Consider the following 19,816-nt stretch of genomic DNA (forward strand, 5'->3'; position numbering starts at 1 on the left):
CTCAAAAACTCCAAATGAGCCATGATGTCCCACAACATTTTATTTTTGTTACTTTTATATGCGCACCAGACGTTAGAACCCGCATGGAACAGTTAAGAGGCTCACGGTGTTAAAAGAAGAGATCTTTGCATTTTTGGCAGAAGAGACCCGTCATTTTTCTTTTGACTCGCTGGACGACTTTCATACGGCCCAAACGATGGCAGAACACTTCAATGTGAAGCGTAATACCATCAGCCACTATCTGAATCAGCTCATTGACGATAATCTGGTCATAAAACTGAATACCCGGCCCGTCTATTTTCTGCACAAAGCCGTTTTTGAAGAACAGTTTTTTCGTGTCAGTCAGTCCGTCTTCTCAGGCGCCGCTGAGCTAAAAAAGCATCAATATAAACAACAAGACACGTTTGCCGGATTGATCGGTTCCCAGGGAAGTTTAGTCCCCGTTATAGAAAAATTGAATACCGCGATCTGTTATCCCCCTCACGGTCTGTCAGTAATGCTGTATGGCCCGACCGGCAGCGGTAAGAGCATGCTGGCACAATTATCCTGGCAGCGAGCTGTGGAGAAGAAAATCCTGCCCCCCACCGCGCCATTTATTGCGTTCAATTGTGCTCAATATGCCAACAACCCTGAATTACTTTCGAGTCACCTCTTTGGCTATATCAAAGGTGCATTTACAGGGGCAGATAAAACCAGCGAAGGACTTCTGCAAAAAGCCGATGGAGGGGTGCTATTTCTGGATGAGATCCACCGCTTACATCCGGAGGGTCAGGAAAAGTTATTCACCTTTATGGATACCGGGCGTTTTCGTCGCATGGGGGAAAGCGAAAAAGAAATCAGCGCTCAGGTCAGACTGGTTTTCGCCACAACCGTCTCGCCCAAAGAGTATTTTCTGGAAACGTTTATACGTCGTATCCCGCTGAATATTGCCATTCCTTCGTTGGAACAGCGCGGTGAAGCGGAAAAAATCCAGTTTATTTATGCCTTTTTCCTGCATGAGTCGAAACTGCTCAAGCGCAATATCAAACTGTCCCCACAGGTGCTGAACGTCTTAAAACGACACATCTACAGCGGAAATATCGGTGAATTAAAAAATACCATCACCTGCCTGAGTGCCACGCGTTTTGCAAAGTCTCAAGCAGATCAGTGCCTCTCTTTACACTTAGACGATCTACCAGACAGCTTTATGCCGCATGGTGTGCAAATTAATCACCAGGTTGTAGGAACCGCTGTCGTATTTACCCCTTCGATGACGCTACAGCAATTGGTTCTCCCTGTAGTACCGTTGAACCATTTTATTAGTGAATTCTGGGATAAGATCTTCAGCCTGTTTCAGCAAAATAGCGAAAATGTACTGCTCCCAGAAGTCTCTCGTGAAATCGATACGCTGTTCGATAAGATCATATTTAACCCAACGGCACAAAACGATCACCCGGCCATTTATTCACATCTCAATACTATCCAGGATATTGTTCAGCAGATAGAAAGCAAACATTCGGTCCAATTTAACGGTAATCGACTGTACGGCTTAGCATGGTATTTATTCACTAAAAATAAGCAGGGTAATGACGGCATCCTGGCGCATAAAAAAACGCTCAAAAATTTACATCAGTATATTAGCCAACATTTGGCAGAAGAGAACCTGATTTCGAGTATGTTATCAACACAGATCGCCCAGCGATTTGATCTCAAGATTACCCAGGAAGATGACGTTTTCTTCACGCTATATTTGAAAAGTATGAAGATGGTGACCGTTGCACCACGAACCAAAGCGGTCATTCTGGCACATGGCTATGCAACGGCCAGCAGTATTGCCAATGTCGTGAACCGCATGTTGGGTGAAACCCTTTTTGCCTCCTTCGATATGCCTATCGACACGGCCATCAAAGATATCGCCAGTAATATACTGCAGTACATTAATGATAATGATATGTCCAATGGGCTGGTCATTCTGGTAGATATGGGGTCGTTAACGGATATTTACTCTGAGTTCAATAAAAGCATCCATTTCCCTGTCGCCATTATTAATAATGTCTCCACGGCAATGGCGCTACACGTCGGTGAGTTATTATTAGATAACGCTCCGCTGGAAAGCATTGTTGAGAACGTCACCTCTTACCAAAAGAATGACAGTAAAATCATCTATTCAGAGCAGGTCAAACGTCCAGTAATCATTACCAGCTGCTATACCGGAATGGGTACGGCGCAGCGAATACAGACATTGCTGGAAGACAGTATTCCGAAAGAAGCAGGGGTGGATGTTATCGCCTATGACCACCAGCTACTGCTTTCAGAGTCCTCCCGCCAGTCACTGTCTCAGTTCTATGACATTATTGCTGTTGTCGGAACAGCTAATCCGGATATCCCCTTTATTCCCTATATTTCATTGGATGACCTGATCAGCGGCCGGGGTGATGTTCGCCTGGAAACGGTTTTCCAGGGCATTGCTGATACCGATATGATTCAGACCATCAACGACAGATTGGTACATAACTTTTCGCTCAAACGGGTCATCGCTCAGTTGACGATTCTGGATACCGGAAAAATCCTTGAGCACCTTGATATCTGTATCAGTACTCTCGAAAGATTACTCAAAAAACGCTTAGCCAATGAGACGAAGATTAACCTGTATGTCCATGCCAGCTGCATGCTGGAACGTTTGATTCGTCAGATTCCTCTTGAGAACTACCCGGCACAGCAGACGCTTAGTCAAAGTGATAAAGAAACACTGTGCATGATTCAGGATGCCTTTAGTGTCATAGAAGATACCTATAGTGTCACCATTCCGTTCAGCGAAATCGGCTATATTTACGATATCATAAAATAAAATTAATCCTTTAAAATCATAATGATGGATTAACCCCCTCCCTCTCACCTCCTTCCGCTTTGACATTAGCTGGCATGATTCCTGCTATCTCAATTCAGTCTCATCATTTATGGCGACACCTGTAGTGTCGTCACTCATTGTGGAGCATGGAGCGGTATGCGTAAGTTTTTGTTCGCCAGTCATGGCAGATTTGCTGATGGAATCAGGGATTCACTGGAAATGGTCGTGGGTAAAAATGAAGATATTTCCACGCTGTGTGCCTACACCGAGGATGTGCCTGATATCAAACTCAGCGTACAAAAATTCATGAGCACGTTGGGCAGCCAAGATGAAGCCATTGTGATCACCGATATCTCTAAGGGAAGCGTGACTAACGAGTTTATTACTCATCTTGACGATCCGCGCCTGCATTTAATCACCGGACTCAATTTACCGTTACTGATTGCATTGATTCTGGAAAACCCCGATACCGACGACACCCAAGCGCTAATTAGAACCGCCGTTCTGGAATCCAAAGAAACCATCCAGTACTGCAATGATGTGTTATTCAACAGTACCCCAAAATCAGATGATTTTTAATGCCAGGAGCGAACATGAAAAATAAAGTTGAAACGTTATTTGGTGACAATAAATTCATTCTTGCCATGCTGCATTTGAAAGGTGAAAACGACCGTGATGTCCTCGAAAATGCAAAAAAAGAGATCGCTATCTATCAACAAAATGGCGTAGATGCGGTGATTGTTGAAAACTATTTTGGCACCCCTGCGCAAGTTGAAAGCGTGCTGCATTACCTCGACAGCACTCAACCGGGTATTACCTACGGCGTCAATCTGTTAGACGATGATAAGAAAGGGTTTCAGTTAGCCAAAAAATATCACGCCAGCTTTATCCAGTTAGATTCTGTTGCCGGACATTTGCCTGTCGATGAAGACCTCTCATTTGCCCAATTTATTGAGGAAAATCGTCGCAATGCTTCTTTTGCCGTATTCGGTGGTGTACGTTTCAAGTATCAACCCTACAAATCTGGACGCAGCTTGCAGGAAGACCTGACGCTAGGGATGCAACGCTGTGACGCCATTGTCGTCACCGGTGATGCCACCGGACAGGAAACAGATGAAGATAAAATCCGCGAATTCAGGGCCATCATTGGTGACTTTCCATTAATTATTGGTGCCGGGATCACCCTCGACAATTGTCAGCATCAGTTGACCATGGGTTCAGGTGCAGTGGTAGGAAGTTATTTCAAAGATACCTATAAAGACACCGGCGATGTCTGTGCCGAACACGTTTCACAGCTAATGCAAAAGGTTAAACAAAATGATTAAATTATTACGTGTAGACCATCGCTTATTACATGGCCAGGTAGCTTTTGCCTGGACTGCGGCGCTGCAGGCCGATTGCATTCTTATTGCCAATGATGACATCATCAATGATGAGTTAAAAATGACGGCCATGCGCCTGGCGCGACCGAATAACGTTAAATTGGTTATTAAAAATATTGCAGATTCGATCAAAGCCTTACAAAGCGGCGCGACAGAAAAATATAACCTCTTTATTGTTGTTGCATCGATTAATGATGCACACGCGTTGGCAATGGAATACGAAAAAATTGTCAGTATCAATCTGGGTGGGATTAAATCTGCACCGGGCACGCGTCAAATATCAAAAGCCATATTTATTACCGACCACGACGTTACACAATTAAAAGAACTGGATAACAAAGGTGTCGAACTTGAGATCAGGCAAGTACCGAACGATACCCGACTGAAAGCTATCGCCTTACTGGGATGAGGTAGTGGATATGAGCTTACTAATGCAATCCTTTTTATTGGGTGGTTTATCCTGTGTCGGTTACCTGGACTCCATCTTCGGTACCGCCATGCTCCGACGTCCGATCGTAATGGGGCCGTTGGTGGGGCTAATTATGGGCGATCTCACCAATGGCATCATTATTGGTTCGGCCATTGAACTTGTGCTGTTAGGCGCATTCCAGATTGGCGCATCTAATCCCCCTGATGTGACGTCTGGCGGTATTTTAGGCACCGCCTTTGCCATTGCCTCTGGGCAAAACGTGGCCACTGCCGTAGCTCTTGCGGTACCTATTGCTACGTTGGTATTGGTATTACAAAACGCCGTGTATATCTTTGTCTTGCCGATATTTTGCCGTCGCGCAGACAAACATGCGTTAAATGCCAATATCAGCGGCGTGGTCCGCATGCATATTTACTCTACCCTCGCCTGTTCCGTGCCGTTTGCGATTCTGGTTGGTTTTGCTTTTTATGTTGGGACGCCGGTGGTTAATGCCATTCTCGAATCGATCCCCAAAGATATTATGACGGGAATGACTATCGCCACGGGCATCTTACCGGCGCTCGGTTTTGCCATGCTGGCGAGAATGATCATCAACAAAAAAGTATTCCCCTATTTCTTCTTTGGTTTTCTACTAGCGGCATATTTAAAACTACCGCTGGTCGGGATCGCCCTGTTTGGCCTGTTCCTCGCAATCGTACTCGTTAATAACGAAGCAAAAAAACAAGAGGTCATCGATGACAACGAATTCTGATGTCAAAATTACCAAACGCGATCTCTGGAGCGTCTATTTCCGCTCATTGACCATGGAATCGTCGTGGAACTATGAGCGTATGATGCATATGGGTTATACCTTTTCGATGGTGCCCATTATCCGTAAAACGTGTAAAACCGACCAGGAAATCTCCGACGCGCTGGTCCGGCATTTGGAGTTTTTTAATACCACGCCTCACTTGTCGACGCTGCCGCTGGGGATTACGTCAGCCATGGAAGAGCGCCGGATGCTCGACGATGACTTCGACGCCAGCTCAATCAACGCCGTGAAGGCATCGCTGATGGGTCCATTAGCGGGTATTGGTGATTCATTCTTCTGGGGAACGCTGCGTATTATCGCCGCGGGGTTGGGGATTTCATTAGCATCATCCGGCAATATTCTGGGACCGCTACTGTTCCTGCTGGTGTTTAACATTCCCCACTACTTTATCCGCTACTTCTGTTTGATGGGCGGTTACCGACTGGGTGCTGATTTCTTCAAAAAAATGGAGGAGTCGGGAATGATGCAGAAAATCACCTACGGTGCGGCAATATTGGGGCTGATGGTCATAGGAGGAATGACCGCCACCATGGTCTCATTGAACGTTCCCTTTGTGATTGGCGAAGGTGCTTATGCCGTGCCGTTACAAAAGATTTTAAACGATATTATGCCGTGTCTGTTACCGATGGGGGCATTTGGCGTAATGTATTATCTGTTAGGGAAGAACATCCAAATTTCCCGCATTCTTATTGGCATCGTTGTCGTATCAATACTGGGTGCCTATTTGAATATTCTGGGTTAACAAAAACAGCAACGGGCGGAGACTATCCGCCCGTTTTTTACCTGTCATTTTACTGCGCTGTGTTCTTGCTGCGGATTTCCCGCCATACCTTGTCGCAATCAGCCGTAACGGCCTGATCGTTGCCCGTACGCGTCGCCTGGATACACTGCTGATAATCCAGTACGCGAACACTTTCTTCATTGGCAAATTGCTGGTGCTGCTTTTCTTTCTTCAGCACGTTTAACACGCTTTGGCAGGCCTCGATTTTCTCTGGCGATCCCTGTGCGGTGTTGATGCAGGCGCTGTAGGCTTCTTTCAAACGGCTGTCTTCTTTTGGCGCCGGAGATTGTGCGCAGGCCACCAGCCCAGATGCCATGACGGCGATGAGTATCAGTTTTTTCATAGAACAGTCCTCAACGTTGCGGCAGGCACCTGGCCTGCCGCGGTTGGCATTAGAAGATGGTGAATGGTGCAATCACGATGAACTTCACGTCGCGCTCATCCTGGAACATGTTGCCGTAACCACCACTCCAGCTTGGGATGTCTGAATGGTTGTCGTATTGGGTGAAGTGCAGTTTAAACATCGTGCCTTTCGCACGACCGTCCTGCAGGGTGTAGACCGCATCCAGGCTGTAAGACGATTCTTCGATGGTACGATTTTTGTCGTAGTATGCATCCGGGTTAGTCTGCCAGGTCGATGGCTTCGCGTCCCAGGCGTAAACATAGGAGGCACCCACAGCCCAACCCGGCAGGTTCCAGTTTTTCAGGTCATACATTGCGCCAAAGAAAACCGCTTTTTCGCCGTTGGCGTTGAAGTCAGAGCGGTTATCCCACCACACGTCCAGACGACCGTTTGAGGAGGCATAGGTTGGCGTCATACGCTGCAGGAAATAGCCCTGCTGTCCGTCCGCTTTCACCCAGGTACCTTCCAGACGCAGATCAACCACTTCTGCCACTTTGTAGCCAAAGGTCAGCGCCTGCAGCCAGGCGGTACCGTCATAAATATTGTTAACGGTACGGTCATCAACCTTATCGCGTGCGCCGTAGAACTGATAGCTGGTGGTGAATGGATTGCCGCCTAAATCAAATTTGTAACTGGCTTTCGCGAAGTATTGATCGACATAGCCTTCGGACTGACCAAATGCCGCTTCCAGCAACAGGTTGTTTTTGAAGTCATATTTCGCGCCGACCGAATGAAGGTAATCTACCTTGGTCTTTTTATCGGCCTGATAGAATTTATCGACTTCGATGTGCCACGGTGCTTTATATTCGTTAGCCCACATGTAGGAGAAGCTCAGCGCACCGGCATCACCATAGTCAAAGTTAGCACCGGCTTCAGCACCCTGATAAGTACCCGGCATAAAGCTCCAGTGCGGAGCCAGCAACGTCTGCCCGGTGGGTTGAATATAACCAGCGCGCGCCCAGGTTGGGCCGTATTTGAATTTAGCTGCTGCTTTATAAAGGCTAATCCCGCTCTTATCGCCGGAGTAATCTTCGTCATAGCCTTTATTTTTGGAAGAGAATGCGATTTCGTTTGGATGACCGCTTTCGCTACTTTCGTTCATTTCAATAGCGGTAAATGCAGCGATATCAATACCAAACATATCAGCCGCGTAACCGGACTGGAAGTCGAGGTTGGCGTTCCAGGTGGAGTGCGAAAGGTTGGTTTTGTATTTGTCATGATCGGTCACATCTTTACGGTCACGCTCACGCTGCCAGTAATAGATGCCGCCGGTTAAGGTTGAGTCATCAATAAATCCTTCGGCATGTACCTGGGGAGCGACAACAAAACCCGACATTGCTGTGATACCGGCGATAGCCAGCGCCAGCGTACTACGTTTGCCACTAAACGTACGCATATGTTAATCCTCTTTGACGTATAACCCTTCGTCTTTCAAGCCGCATCTGCGTTGGCGTTCCTCGCTCATCCCAGTCACGTACTGATGTACGCTCTTGGGAATTCGCTGCGTCGCCGCCTTGATGCAACTCGAAATCCATTGGGTATAAAATGCTGCCGGTAAAAGCGGTCAGCGAAAAAACAAAAAGTAAAAAAAGTAGCGCTGAGAAAACCTCATTGACTACAATGAATAGACTATTTTTCGCGACGCGAATTATCAATCTCTTTTTGTAACCAGTATGTAAGAATATGAGCAACCGCACATATTTGATTGCTTTCTGTTACATTTTCATGTGCAGATATAAAAACGTTGAAAAATGAAAAAAATGCTTGTTTTCCATATGGATGAAAGCGGTTACAGTCAGAGTCGTCCTCGGGCATAAGGTTTTGATAGGTAATTAACTAATTCTCAGGACACGACGTAATAATAATTAATTCGCTCTGCAAACAGAGCCAGTAATGCAGGATGTCGAGATAAAAAAAACGCCGCAGAGCGCGGCGTTTGACAGGGGGTATTGCAGCTTACTCGCCCACTTTAGCCCACGTATCACGCAGACCCACAGTACGGTTAAACACCAGCTTATCCGCCGTTGTATAGCGGCTATCGAGGCAGAAGTACCCTTCACGTTCAAACTGGAAGGCTTTACCCGCAACGGCAGCCTGCAGCGATGGTTCGCCATAGCCCTGTTTGATAACCAGTGAATCCGGGTTAATAACGGACAGGAAGTCATCCGCCGCCCCTGGGTTCGGCACGCTGAACAGACGATCGTACAGACGGATTTCAATTGGCAGTGCATGTGCCGCACTGACCCAATGAATAACGCCTTTGACTTTACGCCCATCGGCCGGATCTTTGCTCAGCGTGTCAGCGTCATAGGTGCAGAAAATAGTGGTGATATTGCCTTCTGCGTCTTTCTCAACACGCTCGGCTTTAACAACATACGCGTTGCGCAGACGCACTTCTTTGCCCATCACCAGACGCTTGTACTGCTTATTGGCTTCTTCGCGGAAATCTGCGCGATCGATCCAAATCTCACCGCTAAACGGCACTTCACGGCTGCCCATTTCCGGTTTATTCGGATGGTTCGGCATAGTAACCAGTTCGCTTTCACCCTGCGGATAGTTTTCGATAACTAGTTTCACTGGATCGATAACCGCCATCGCGCGCGGTGCGTTTTCGTTGAGATCTTCACGAATACAGGATTCCAGAGAGGCGATCTCAATGGTGTTATCCTGCTTGGTCACGCCAATACGTTTACAGAACTCACGGATAGCGGCAGCAGTATAACCACGGCGACGCAGGCCAGAGATAGTCGGCATACGCGGATCGTCCCAGCCTTCAACGTGCTTGTCGGTGACCAGCAGGTTCAGCTTACGCTTGGACATCACGGTATATTCCAGATTCAGGCGCGAGAATTCGTACTGGCGCGGGTGAACCGGAATGGTGATGTTGTCCAGTACCCAATCGTACAGACGACGGTTGTCCTGGAACTCCAGCGTACACAGGGAATGCGTGATGCCTTCCAGCGCATCGCTGATGCAGTGGGTAAAGTCGTACATCGGGTAGATGCACCACTTATTACCGGTCTGGTGGTGCTCGGCAAATTTAATGCGGTACAGCACCGGGTCGCGCATGACGATAAACGGCGAGGCCATATCGATTTTCGCGCGCAGGCAGGCTTTCCCTTCTTCAAAACCACCGGTACGCATTTTTTCGAACAGCGCGAGGTTCTCTTCAACGCTACGATCGCGGTACGGGCTGTTTTTACCAGGCTGCGTCAAGGTGCCACGGTATTCACGGATCTCGTCAGCTGACAGTTCGTCGACGTACGCCAGGCCTTTGTTGATAAGCTCTACCGCATAGGCATGCAGCTGGTCGAAGTAATCCGACGAGTAGCGAATATCGCCAGTCCAGTGGAAACCTAACCATTCAACGTCATTTTTGATGGATTCAACGTACTCGATGTCTTCTTTAACCGGGTTCGTATCATCAAAACGCAGGTTGCACTGGCCCTGGTAATCTTGCGCAATACCAAAGTTCAGACAAATGGATTTCGCGTGGCCAATGTGCAGATAGCCATTTGGCTCCGGCGGAAAACGGGTATGGATAGTGGTGTGCTTACCACTGGCCAGATCTTCATCGATGATCTGACGAATAAAGTTACTCGGGCGGGCTTCAGCCTCACTCATCGTGGATTCCTCAAAGCGTAAACAACGTATAACGGCGTATGATCTTATAAGCAGGACTGACTGACAACCTTTAGTTACGCAAAATACGTATCAGACAGTCATTATGCGGGCATTTGCTGCAAAAAAAAGCGGCGGAGATTGCTCCCCGCCGCTGGTGACGCATTTCATGTTGCCGAATGGCAGCGCTTACGCCTTCTCCGGCCTACGCGCGATTACTTACTTTTAATCTCGTACAGTGGCGTTTGACCGGCAACCACATGGCCTTCGGCTTTAATCACCAGGCCACCGAAGTCATCGCTGTTGCTGCAGACAACCGGGCTAATCATTGAACGAGCATTGGCGTTCAGGTATTCCAGATCCATTTCCAGGATTGGCTGACCTGCTTTGACTTCCGCACCTTCTTCCACCAGACGCGTAAAGCCTTTACCTTCCAGCGCCACGGTATCGATACCCATGTGGACCACGATCTCCGCGCCTTTCAGCGTTTCCAGGCAGAACGCATGGTTGGTATTGAAGATTTTCACAATGGTACCCGCTGCCGGAGAAACCACGATTTTGTCGGTTGGTTTCACCGCCACGCCGTCGCCGACCGCTTTGCTGGCGAAGGCTTCATCAGGCACCTGCTCCAGCGCAACCACGTCACCGGTAATCGGAGAAACCAGCGCTTCAACGGTGACAGCATTCGCCACAGCCTGCGGTTTTGCAGCCGGGGCTGCTGCAGGCGCGCTGTCAGCAGACGCTGCGGCAACTGGACCACGTGCGACAACTTTCTTCATTTCGTCGCCAATAGATTCCGCTTTCGCGCCGACGATGACCTGAATAGTCTGCTTGTTCAGCTTAACCACACCGGAAGCACCCAGGCGTTTACACATTGCATCGCTCACTTTCGCGGAGTCGACAACGGTCAGACGCAGGCGAGTGATACAGGCATCAATGGCTTTCAGGTTATCGGTACCGCCAACCGCAGCAATGTAGCTGGTGGCCAGTTGTGCTAAACCTTCTTCGGTGTTGCTGTTGGCTTCGTCAGTAACAATTTCATCGTCTTTATCTTCGCGGCCCGGCGTTTTCAGGTTAAACATACGAATAACCGCGCTGAACAACACAAAGTAGATGACGAAGAACACCAGCCCCATCGCGACCAGCATCCAGACGTTCTTACTTGCAGCCGGCAAGTTGTACATCAACACGTAGTCGATAGCACCTGCTGAGAAGGAGAAGCCCGCGTGGATCCCCAGTAATGTCGCAACGAACAGGCTGATACCCGTTAACAATGCGTGCAGGAGATACAGCAATGGTGCCAGGAACATGAACAGGAATTCCAGCGGCTCGGTCACACCGGTCAGGAACGCGGTGATGGCCACGGACAACAGCATACCGCCAACCATCGGACGACGCGCTTTCGGAGCGGCAAAGTACATTGCCAGTGCCGCACCCGGCAGACCAAACATCATGATCGGGAAGAAGCCGGACATGAACATACCTGCAGTGCCGTCACCCGCGTAGAAGCGGTTGATGTCACCGTGGAAGACCGCACCTGCCGCGTTGGTGAATTCACCAATCTGGAACCAGGCGATGGTGTTCAGAACCTGATGCAGACCGGTTGGGATCAGCAGACGGTTGATGAAACCAAAAATACCGGAACCCAGCGCGCCTGCGCCCACGATCCACTCACCACCCGCATGGATGGCATTTTGTACCGGCGGCCATACATAGCCGAAGATAGCCGCCAGAACCAGACAGAAGAAACCGGTGGCGATTGGCACAAAGCGTTTACCGCCGAAGAAGCTCAGGAAGTCAGGCAGTTTGATGCCAGACCAGCGGTTATACACGGCACCGCCGACCAGACCGGTAATGATACCTGCCAGCACACCCATGTTGATCGCCGGGTTAATGGTAACCATTGCTTTGGTCAATATGAAATAACCAACGGCACCTGCCAACGCTGCCGCACCCGCACTGTCTTTAGACCAGCTGGATGCCACACCGATGGCAAATATTAACGCGAGGTTATCAAAGATGGCCCCACCCGCTTGCGCGATGAAGGCGACGTTAAGCAAATCTGGTTGGCCAAATCGCAGCAACAGTGCCGCGACAGGCAGCACAGCGATGGGGAGCTGTAACGCCCTACCCAGCCGCTGGAAAAAACCTAAAATATTCATTTTATTCCCCCTACGAGACCCCGATTAGGCTCCTTTGAAGCCATATTTTTATTGTGCGACCAATTCTGACAGCAAGATATTCTGGAACAACGATATTAACCATTCATCTACATTCAGAGTGTGTGGAAAATTAATTCGTATCGCAAATTAAAAGCGTGTTTTTTGTGATTACAGTCACCAAATATCGTTATTAACCCTCCCTTCCACTGGCTAACTACGAAAACTTATTTTATCATTCAAAAAATCGAAACGGATTGATCCTTACCGATGCAAAACCAGGTTACGCTTAATACTGCACAGCGACTCAATCCGCCAACTGCTTACATTGACTACTGAGGTGAAGAATGAGACTGATCCCCCTGAATACCGCTGAACAAGTCGGCAAATGGGCTGCTCGCCATATCGTTAACCGTATCAACGCGTTCAAACCAACGGCAGATCGTCCGTTCGTTCTGGGCCTGCCGACTGGCGGCACCCCACTGACAGCCTATAAAGCATTAGTCGAAATGCACAAAGCGGGCCAGGTTAGCTTCAAACATGTTGTCACATTTAATATGGACGAGTATGTTGGCCTGCCGAAAGAGCATCCAGAAAGCTACCACAGCTTCATGCATCGCAACTTCTTTGATCATGTTGATATTCCAGCAGAAAACATCAACCTCCTCAATGGTAACGCACCAGATATCGATGCAGAATGCCGTCAGTATGAAGAAAAAATCCGTTCCTACGGTAAAATCCACCTGTTTATGGGTGGTGTAGGCAACGACGGGCACATCGCATTTAACGAACCGGCGTCGTCTTTAGCCTCTCGTACGCGTATCAAAACGCTGACCCACGACACACGCGTGGCTAACTCTCGTTTCTTTGACGGTGACGTAAGCCAGGTGCCGAAATATGCGCTGACCGTTGGCGTGGGTACACTGCTTGATGCCGAAGAAGTGATGATTCTGGTGCTGGGCCACCAGAAAGCGCAGGCTCTGCAGGCTGCCGTTGAAGGTAACGTCAACCATATGTGGACCATCAGCTGCCTGCAGCTGCATCCAAAAGCCGTTGTGGTTTGCGATGAACCTTCCACAATGGAACTGAAAGTGAAGACGCTGAAATACTTTAACGAGTTAGAAGCCGAAAATATTAAAGGTCTGTAATGCTGTTTCCGCCCAGCCGAAAGCGTTGCAGGGCGGCATTTTTTGAAATCGGGGGTCGGAATGTATGCTTTAACCCAGGGCCGGATCTTTACCGGTCACGAAATTCTTGATGACCATGCGATTGTCGTCGCTGATGGCCTGATAGCCAGCGTTTGCCCACTGGCTGAATTACCGCCGGAGATTGAACAACGCTCATTGAATGGGGCCATTCTTTCCCCCGGTTTTATTGATGTGCAGTTAAACGGCTGCGGCGGCGTGCAGTTCAACGATACGGCAGAAGCTGTGACCGTTGAAACGCTGGAAATCATGCAGAAAGCTAACGAGAAATCGGGCTGCACTAACTACCTGCCTACGCTTATCACCACCAGCGATGAGTTGATGAAACAAGGCGTTCGCGTGATGCGTGAATACCTGGCAAAACACCCGAATCAGGCATTAGGACTTCACCTTGAAGGCCCATGGCTGAATCTGGTGAAAAAAGGTACCCATAACCCAAGTTTTGTTCGTCAGCCTGACGCTGCGCTGGTCGACTTCCTGTGCGATAATGCCGATGTGATCACCAAAGTTACGCTGGCACCAGAAATGGTTCCTGCTGACGTGATCACCCGACTGGTCAATGCCGGTATTGTCGTTTCAGCGGGTCACTCAAACGCGACGGTAAAAGAAGCCAAAATCGGTTTCCGTGCGGGCATTACCTTTGCAACACACCTGTTCAACGCCATGCCTTACATTACTGGCCGCGAACCGGGTCTGGCTGGTGCCATCCTTGATGAAGCCGATATTTATTGCGGTATCATCGCCGATGGTCTGCACGTCGATTACGTTAACATCCGTAACGCTAAACGCCTGAAAGGTGACAAGCTGTGCCTGGTGACCGACGCCACCGCGCCGGCGGGTGCAAATATTGAACAGTTCATTTTCGCTGGTAAAACAATATACTACCGCAATGGACTGTGTGTGGATGAGAACGGCACACTGAGCGGCTCGTCATTAACCATGATTGAAGGTGTACGTAATCTGGTTGAACATTGCGGCATTGCGCTGGATGAAGTGCTGCGTATGGCAACACTCTACCCCGCTCGCGCCATCGGCGTGGACAAGCAACTCGGCAGTATCGCCCCTGGCAAAGTCGCCAACCTGACCGCGTTCACACACGACTTTAAAATCATCAAGACCATCGTTAATGGCAACGAGGTCGTTACAGAGTAAGAGAAAGAATGACACCAGGCGGACAAGCTCAAATAGGTAATGTTGATCTCGTAAAACAGCTTAACAGCGCGGCAGTTTATCGCCTGATTGACCAGCATGGGCCAATCTCGCGCATCCAGATTGCCGAACAGAGCCAGCTTGCTCCCGCCAGCGTAACTAAAATTACGCGCCAGCTTATTGAACGCGGGCTGATCAAAGAAGTGGATCAGCAGGCCTCCACCGGGGGCCGCCGCGCTATCTCTATCGTCACTGAAACACGCAATTTCCACGCCATTGGCGTGCGTCTTGGCCGTCATGACACTACGCTAACGCTGTACGATATGAGCAGCAAAGCCGTCGCTGAGGAGCACTACCCCTTACCCGAGCGCACCCAGGAAACGCTGGAACATGCGCTACTCAATACCATTGCCACCTTTATGGACAGCTGCCAACGGAAAGTCCGTGAGCTAATTGCCATCTCCGTTATTCTGCCAGGCCTGGTTGACCCAGAAAGTGGCGTCATTCGCTATATGCCGCATATTCAGGTTGAAAACTGGGGGCTGGTCGAGGCGCTGGAAAAACGGTTCCAGGTGACCTGCTTTGTTGGTCACGATATCCGTAGTCTGGCACTTGCCGAGCACTATTTCGGGGCAAGTCAGGACTGCGAAGACTCCATTCTGGTGCGAGTGCATCGCGGAACCGGTGCCGGGATCATCTCCAATGGCCGCATTTTTATTGGCCGTAACGGCAACGTTGGCGAGATTGGCCATATTCAGGTAGAGCCGTTGGGCGAGCGCTGTCACTGCGGTAACTTTGGTTGTCTGGAAACTATCGCGGCCAACGCGTCCATCGAGCATCGCGTGCAAAACTTACTCAAGCAAGGTTATCCAAGTCGGCTAACGCTTGATGATTGCAGTATCAAATCTATCTGTAAGGCTGCCAACAAAGGCGATAACCTGGCATCGGAAGTGATTGAGCACGTGGGCCGCCACCTGGGTAAAACTATCGCTATAGCCATCAACCTGTTTAACCCACAAAAAATCGTTATTGCTGGTGAGATTACAGAGGCAGATAAGGTCCTGCTGCCAGCGATCGAAAGCTGCATTAATGCCCAAGCGTTGAAGGCATTTCGCCACAATTTACCCGTGGTTCGCTCCACGCTGGACCACCGTTCCGCCATTGGCGCATTTGCGCTGGTGAAACGCGCCATGCTCAACGGAACGTTGCTACAACGTTTGCTGGAAAGCTAATACACCTCACTCTTCAAGCTGCCTCTGTATCGCTGAGGCAACTCGAATAATTGAGTGTATTTTATGTATAGTAACGCCTTCTTATTTTGATGTCGGATTGTCCATGGCCATTAAGAATGTAATTTGTGATATCGACGGCGTGCTGATGCACGACAATGTTGCCGTACCGGGTGCGGCAGAATTTTTGACCGGCGTGATGGAGAAAGGCTTGCCGTTAGTCCTGTTGACTAACTACCCTTCGCAGACCGGACAGGATCTGGCAAACCGCTTTGCCACCGCAGGTGTCAATGTTCCTGACAGCGTGTTTTATACCTCCGCCATGGCTACCGCCGATTTCCTGCGTCGCCAGGAAGGAAAAAAAGCCTATGTTGTCGGTGAAGGCGCACTGATCCACGAACTGTACAAAGCGGGCTTCACCATTACCGACGTTAACCCCGATTTTGTGATCGTCGGCGAGACGCGTTCCTACAACTGGGACATGATGCATAAAGCGGCATACTTTGTGGCCAATGGCGCACGTTTCATTGCCACCAACCCGGATACGCACGGTCGCGGTTTTTATCCTGCCTGTGGTGCGCTGTGCGCTGGTATTGAGAAGATTTCAGGCCGTGAGCCCTTCTACGTAGGTAAACCCAGCCCGTGGATTATCCGCGCGGCACTCAACAAAATGCAGGCGCACTCGGAAGAGACCGTCATTGTTGGCGACAACCTGCGTACCGATATTCTGGCTGGCTTCCAGGCCGGTCTTGAAACTATCCTGGTACTGTCTGGCATTTCCACCCTTGATGATATCGACAGCATGCCGTTCCGACCAAGCTGGATCTACCCGTCCGTTGCCGAGATAGATGTTATTTAAGCAACGCTGTGCCGGATAACCCTAAGAACACGTTAACCGGCACACTAAATAACCCCATCTAATAAAACCGCCATTTTTCTGGCGATTCATCAATAAATACGCTCATTACATACTCTTTTTTCACTATTCAACAATCATCATTGAGTTTTTTCTTTTCTCCTCACCAAACTCCTTGCGCCCTCTGCGGCTTTACGGCATTTTCTTTATTAAGCAAACATAAAAAGCATCACGCAACGGGTTAACGGAGAAGGTTATGTGTTCTATTTTTGGCGTATTTGATATTAAAACCGACGCAGTTGAGCTGCGTAAAAAAGCCCTCGAGCTGTCTCGTCTGATGCGCCACCGCGGCCCGGACTGGTCGGGTATTTACGCCAGTGATAACGCGATCCTGGCACATGAACGTCTGTCCATTGTCGACGTTAACGCCGGTGCTCAACCGCTATACAACGTGAAAAAGACGCATATCCTGGCGGTAAATGGCGAGATTTATAACCATCAGGCGTTACGTGCTGAATACGGCGATCGCTATCAGTTCCAGACCGGTTCCGACTGCGAAGTTATCCTTGCGCTGTACCAGGAAAAAGGGCCTGAATTCCTTGACGACCTGCAGGGCATGTTCGCCTTCGCACTGTACGACAGCGAGCAGGATGCGTATCTGATCGGCCGCGATCACATTGGGATTATCCCTCTGTACATGGGTCATGATGAACACGGCAACTTGTACGTGGCGTCTGAGATGAAAGCGCTGGTTCCTGTTTGCCGCACCATTAAAGAATTCCCGGCCGGTAGCTACCTGTGGAGCAAAGACGGAGAAATCCGTCAGTACTATCAGCGCGACTGGTTCGAATACGATGCCGTAAAAGACAATGTGACGGATAAAGACGAACTGCGTCAGGCGCTGGAAGATGCGGTTAAAAGCCATCTGATGTCAGATGTGCCTTATGGTGTGCTGCTGTCTGGTGGCCTGGATTCGTCCGTGATTTCCGCTATCACCAAAAAATATGCAGCGCGCCGTGTTGAAGATCAAGAGCGCAGTGAAGCCTGGTGGCCGCAACTGCACTCCTTCGCCGTGGGCCTGAAAGGCGCACCGGATCTGAAAGCCGCTCAGGAAGTCGCCAACCACCTGGGGACCGTACACCACGAGATCCATTTCACCGTACAGGAAGGCCTGGATGCCATCCGCGATGTGATTTATCACATTGAAACCTATGACGTCACCACCATTCGCGCCTCAACACCGATGTACTTAATGTCAAGAAAAATCAAAGCGATGGGCATTAAAATGGTGCTGTCAGGCGAAGGTTCTGATGAAGTATTTGGCGGCTATCTTTATTTTCACAAAGCGCCGGACGCAAAAGAACTGCACGAAGAAACAGTACGTAAACTGCAGGCACTGCATATGTTCGACTGCGCCCGAGCCAACAAAGCCATGTCGGCCTGGGGCGTTGAAGCCCGCGTACCGTTCCTCGACAAGAAATTCCTCGATGTCGCGATGCGCATCAACCCACAGGATAAAATGTGCGGTAACGGAAAGATGGAAAAACATGTCCTGCGTGAATGTTTTGAATCCTACCTGCCAGCCAGCATTGCATGGCGTCAGAAGGAGCAGTTCTCTGACGGCGTCGGTTATAGCTGGATTGACACGCTGAAAGAAGTGGCGGCAGAGCACGTTTCCGATCAACAACTGGAAACCGCCAGCTTCCGCTTCCCGTACAACACACCATCGTCTAAAGAAGCGTATTTATACCGTGAGCTTTTTGAAGAGCTGTTCCCGGTAGCCAGCGCCGCCGAGTGTGTGCCAGGTGGCCCGTCCGTCGCCTGTTCTTCTGCCAAAGCCATCGAATGGGACGAAGCGTTCAAAACCATGAACGATCCATCAGGCCGTGCAGTTGGCGTGCACCAGTCGGCTTATAAGTAAGCCCATCATCCACTAAGAGCCCTGAGGGGCTCTTTTTTTATGTCGGTTTTACGTGCGGAAAAACAATTAATAACGAATAATTGCCGAATATTGCGTCACGCTGTTCGCAACCTAACCAAACAGTCACATTCCAGCTATTTTCAATGAAAAAGGGGTTGACGCTTCAAGGCTCAATACGCATAATGCGCCCCGCAACGCCGATAAGGTAACGCGAAAAAAAGATGGCTACGTAGCTCAGCTGGTTAGAGCACATCACTCATAATGATGGGGTCACAGGTTCGAATCCCGTCGTAGCCACCATCTTTTTTGCGGGAGTGGCGAAATTGGTAGACGCACCAGATTTAGGTTCTGGCGCCGCAAGGTGTGCGAGTTCAAGTCTCGCCTCCCGCACCATTCACCCGTAAGCGTTGCACGGATGGGGTATCGCCAAGCGGTAAGGCACCGGTTTTTGATACCGGCATTCCCTGGTTCGAATCCAGGTACCCCAGCCACTTTTCTTCGATATAGCGGTTCACCGCAACGGTCATTGGGGTATCGCCAAGCGGTAAGGCACCGGTTTTTGATACCGGCATTCCCTGGTTCGAATCCAGGTACCCCAGCCATCGAAGAATATGATAGTATTTGGCTACGTAGCTCAGCTGGTTAGAGCACATCACTCATAATGATGGGGTCACAGGTTCGAATCCCGTCGTAGCCACCATATTAAGGGCGTATCGATTTAATTCGGTAAATCCAAAAAATTGTTGGGGTATCGCCAAGCGGTAAGGCTCTGGTTTCTGATACCAGCATTCCGAGGTTCGAATCCTCGTACCCCAGCCAATTTCAAAAAGTCGTCCACTTTGTGGGTGCACCCGTTGGGGTATCGCCAAGCGGTAAGGCTCTGGTTTCTGATACCAGCATTCCGAGGTTCGAATCCTCGTACCCCAGCCATTTTAGAAAAGCTCGCTTCGGCGAGCTTTTTGCTTTTCTAACGCCGGGTGACGGCAAGCCTTACCCGGCCTACATGACGCGTAGGCCTGATAAGCGCAGCGCCATCAGGCAC

General features: G+C 49.5%; 15 protein-coding genes and 7 tRNA genes. 18 read left to right on the forward strand and 4 right to left on the reverse strand.

Features of this window, described 5'->3' with window-relative positions; all coding sequences use genetic code 11:
• The first annotated feature begins 106 nt into the window (after positions 1-106).
• The 6 genes from FDX22_RS10585 (at position 107) to FDX22_RS10610 (ending at position 6,192) form a co-directional block, all read left to right on the forward strand.
• Positions 107-2,827 (forward strand): sigma 54-interacting transcriptional regulator, encoded by a 2,721-nt coding sequence (locus FDX22_RS10585; RefSeq protein WP_146717164.1) that lies wholly within the window; start codon positions 107-109, stop codon positions 2,825-2,827.
• 156 nt (positions 2,828-2,983) lie between these two features.
• Complete coding sequence (locus FDX22_RS10590; protein WP_115259080.1) at positions 2,984-3,406, forward strand: PTS sugar transporter subunit IIA; 423 nt, start codon at positions 2,984-2,986, stop codon at positions 3,404-3,406.
• 14 nt (positions 3,407-3,420) lie between these two features.
• Positions 3,421-4,152 (forward strand): BtpA/SgcQ family protein, encoded by a 732-nt coding sequence (locus tag FDX22_RS10595; protein ID WP_222592518.1) that lies wholly within the window; start codon positions 3,421-3,423, stop codon positions 4,150-4,152.
• Positions 4,145-4,618, forward strand: coding sequence for a PTS sugar transporter subunit IIB (locus FDX22_RS10600; RefSeq protein WP_115259083.1), 474 nt, complete (start codon positions 4,145-4,147; stop codon positions 4,616-4,618). Before FDX22_RS10595 ends, FDX22_RS10600 begins: the two co-directional genes overlap by 8 nt.
• Positions 4,619-4,628: 10 nt before the next feature.
• Entirely contained in the window at positions 4,629-5,390 is a 762-nt protein-coding gene (locus FDX22_RS10605; RefSeq protein ID WP_115259084.1) for a PTS sugar transporter subunit IIC, read from the forward strand.
• The gene (locus tag FDX22_RS10610; RefSeq protein ID WP_115259085.1) at positions 5,374-6,192 is read left to right on the forward strand and encodes a PTS system mannose/fructose/sorbose family transporter subunit IID; all 819 of its coding nucleotides are present in this window, start codon (positions 5,374-5,376) and stop codon (positions 6,190-6,192) included. The genes FDX22_RS10605 and FDX22_RS10610 overlap by 17 nt, the downstream gene beginning before the upstream one ends.
• Before the next feature lie 49 nt (positions 6,193-6,241).
• Here the strand turns inward: FDX22_RS10610 and chiQ are convergent, their stop codons facing one another.
• The 4 genes from chiQ to nagE form a co-directional block, all read right to left on the reverse strand.
• Positions 6,242-6,574 carry a ChiQ/YbfN family lipoprotein gene (gene chiQ / locus FDX22_RS10615; RefSeq protein WP_146717166.1) on the reverse strand — a complete coding sequence of 111 codons (333 nt, stop codon included), beginning with the start codon at positions 6,572-6,574 and terminating at the stop codon, positions 6,242-6,244.
• Positions 6,575-6,623: 49 nt separating this feature from the next.
• Positions 6,624-8,030 carry a chitoporin gene (gene chiP / locus FDX22_RS10620; RefSeq protein ID WP_115259087.1) on the reverse strand — a complete coding sequence of 469 codons (1,407 nt, stop codon included), beginning with the start codon at positions 8,028-8,030 and terminating at the stop codon, positions 6,624-6,626.
• A 560-nt stretch (positions 8,031-8,590) separates the two neighbouring features.
• Complete coding sequence (glnS, locus tag FDX22_RS10625) at positions 8,591-10,258, reverse strand: glutamine--tRNA ligase (protein ID WP_117342232.1); 1,668 nt, start codon at positions 10,256-10,258, stop codon at positions 8,591-8,593.
• A 212-nt stretch (positions 10,259-10,470) separates the two neighbouring features.
• Positions 10,471-12,417 carry a PTS N-acetyl glucosamine transporter subunit IIABC gene (gene nagE / locus FDX22_RS10630; RefSeq protein WP_117342231.1) on the reverse strand — a complete coding sequence of 649 codons (1,947 nt, stop codon included), beginning with the start codon at positions 12,415-12,417 and terminating at the stop codon, positions 10,471-10,473.
• A 344-nt stretch (positions 12,418-12,761) separates the two neighbouring features.
• Between nagE and nagB the strand changes: the two genes are divergently transcribed.
• From nagB to FDX22_RS10690, 12 genes are all read left to right on the forward strand, one after another.
• The gene (gene nagB, locus FDX22_RS10635) at positions 12,762-13,562 is read left to right on the forward strand and encodes a glucosamine-6-phosphate deaminase (RefSeq protein ID WP_003022803.1); all 801 of its coding nucleotides are present in this window, start codon (positions 12,762-12,764) and stop codon (positions 13,560-13,562) included.
• A gap of 60 nt (positions 13,563-13,622) precedes the next feature.
• Positions 13,623-14,771, forward strand: coding sequence for an N-acetylglucosamine-6-phosphate deacetylase (nagA, locus tag FDX22_RS10640; protein ID WP_115259090.1), 1,149 nt, complete (start codon positions 13,623-13,625; stop codon positions 14,769-14,771).
• Positions 14,772-14,779: 8 nt separating this feature from the next.
• On the forward strand, positions 14,780-16,000 hold the full coding sequence (locus tag FDX22_RS10645) for an N-acetylglucosamine repressor (RefSeq protein ID WP_115259091.1): 1,221 nt from the start codon (positions 14,780-14,782) through the stop codon (positions 15,998-16,000).
• Between the two features lie 103 nt (positions 16,001-16,103).
• Positions 16,104-16,856: a ribonucleotide monophosphatase NagD gene (nagD, locus tag FDX22_RS10650; protein WP_096757877.1), complete on the forward strand. Its 753-nt coding sequence runs from the start codon at positions 16,104-16,106 to the stop codon at positions 16,854-16,856.
• A gap of 253 nt (positions 16,857-17,109) precedes the next feature.
• Positions 17,110-18,774 (forward strand): asparagine synthase B, encoded by a 1,665-nt coding sequence (gene asnB, locus FDX22_RS10655; RefSeq protein ID WP_146717167.1) that lies wholly within the window; start codon positions 17,110-17,112, stop codon positions 18,772-18,774.
• Positions 18,775-18,997: 223 nt separating this feature from the next.
• Positions 18,998-19,074 (forward strand) — tRNA-Met (locus FDX22_RS10660).
• A gap of 8 nt (positions 19,075-19,082) precedes the next feature.
• Positions 19,083-19,167, forward strand: a tRNA-Leu gene (locus FDX22_RS10665).
• A 23-nt stretch (positions 19,168-19,190) separates the two neighbouring features.
• Positions 19,191-19,265, forward strand: a tRNA-Gln gene (locus FDX22_RS10670).
• Positions 19,266-19,301: 36 nt separating this feature from the next.
• Positions 19,302-19,376: transfer RNA gene (locus FDX22_RS10675), tRNA-Gln, on the forward strand.
• 21 nt (positions 19,377-19,397) lie between these two features.
• Positions 19,398-19,474: transfer RNA gene (locus FDX22_RS10680), tRNA-Met, on the forward strand.
• Positions 19,475-19,518: 44 nt separating this feature from the next.
• A tRNA-Gln gene (locus FDX22_RS10685) sits at positions 19,519-19,593 on the forward strand.
• A gap of 36 nt (positions 19,594-19,629) precedes the next feature.
• Positions 19,630-19,704 (forward strand) — tRNA-Gln (locus FDX22_RS10690).
• Positions 19,705-19,816: the final 112 nt, after the last annotated feature.

The sequence above is a fragment of the Citrobacter sp. TBCS-14 genome (genome assembly GCF_005280805.1).
GTDB lineage: Bacteria > Pseudomonadota > Gammaproteobacteria > Enterobacterales > Enterobacteriaceae > Citrobacter > Citrobacter gillenii.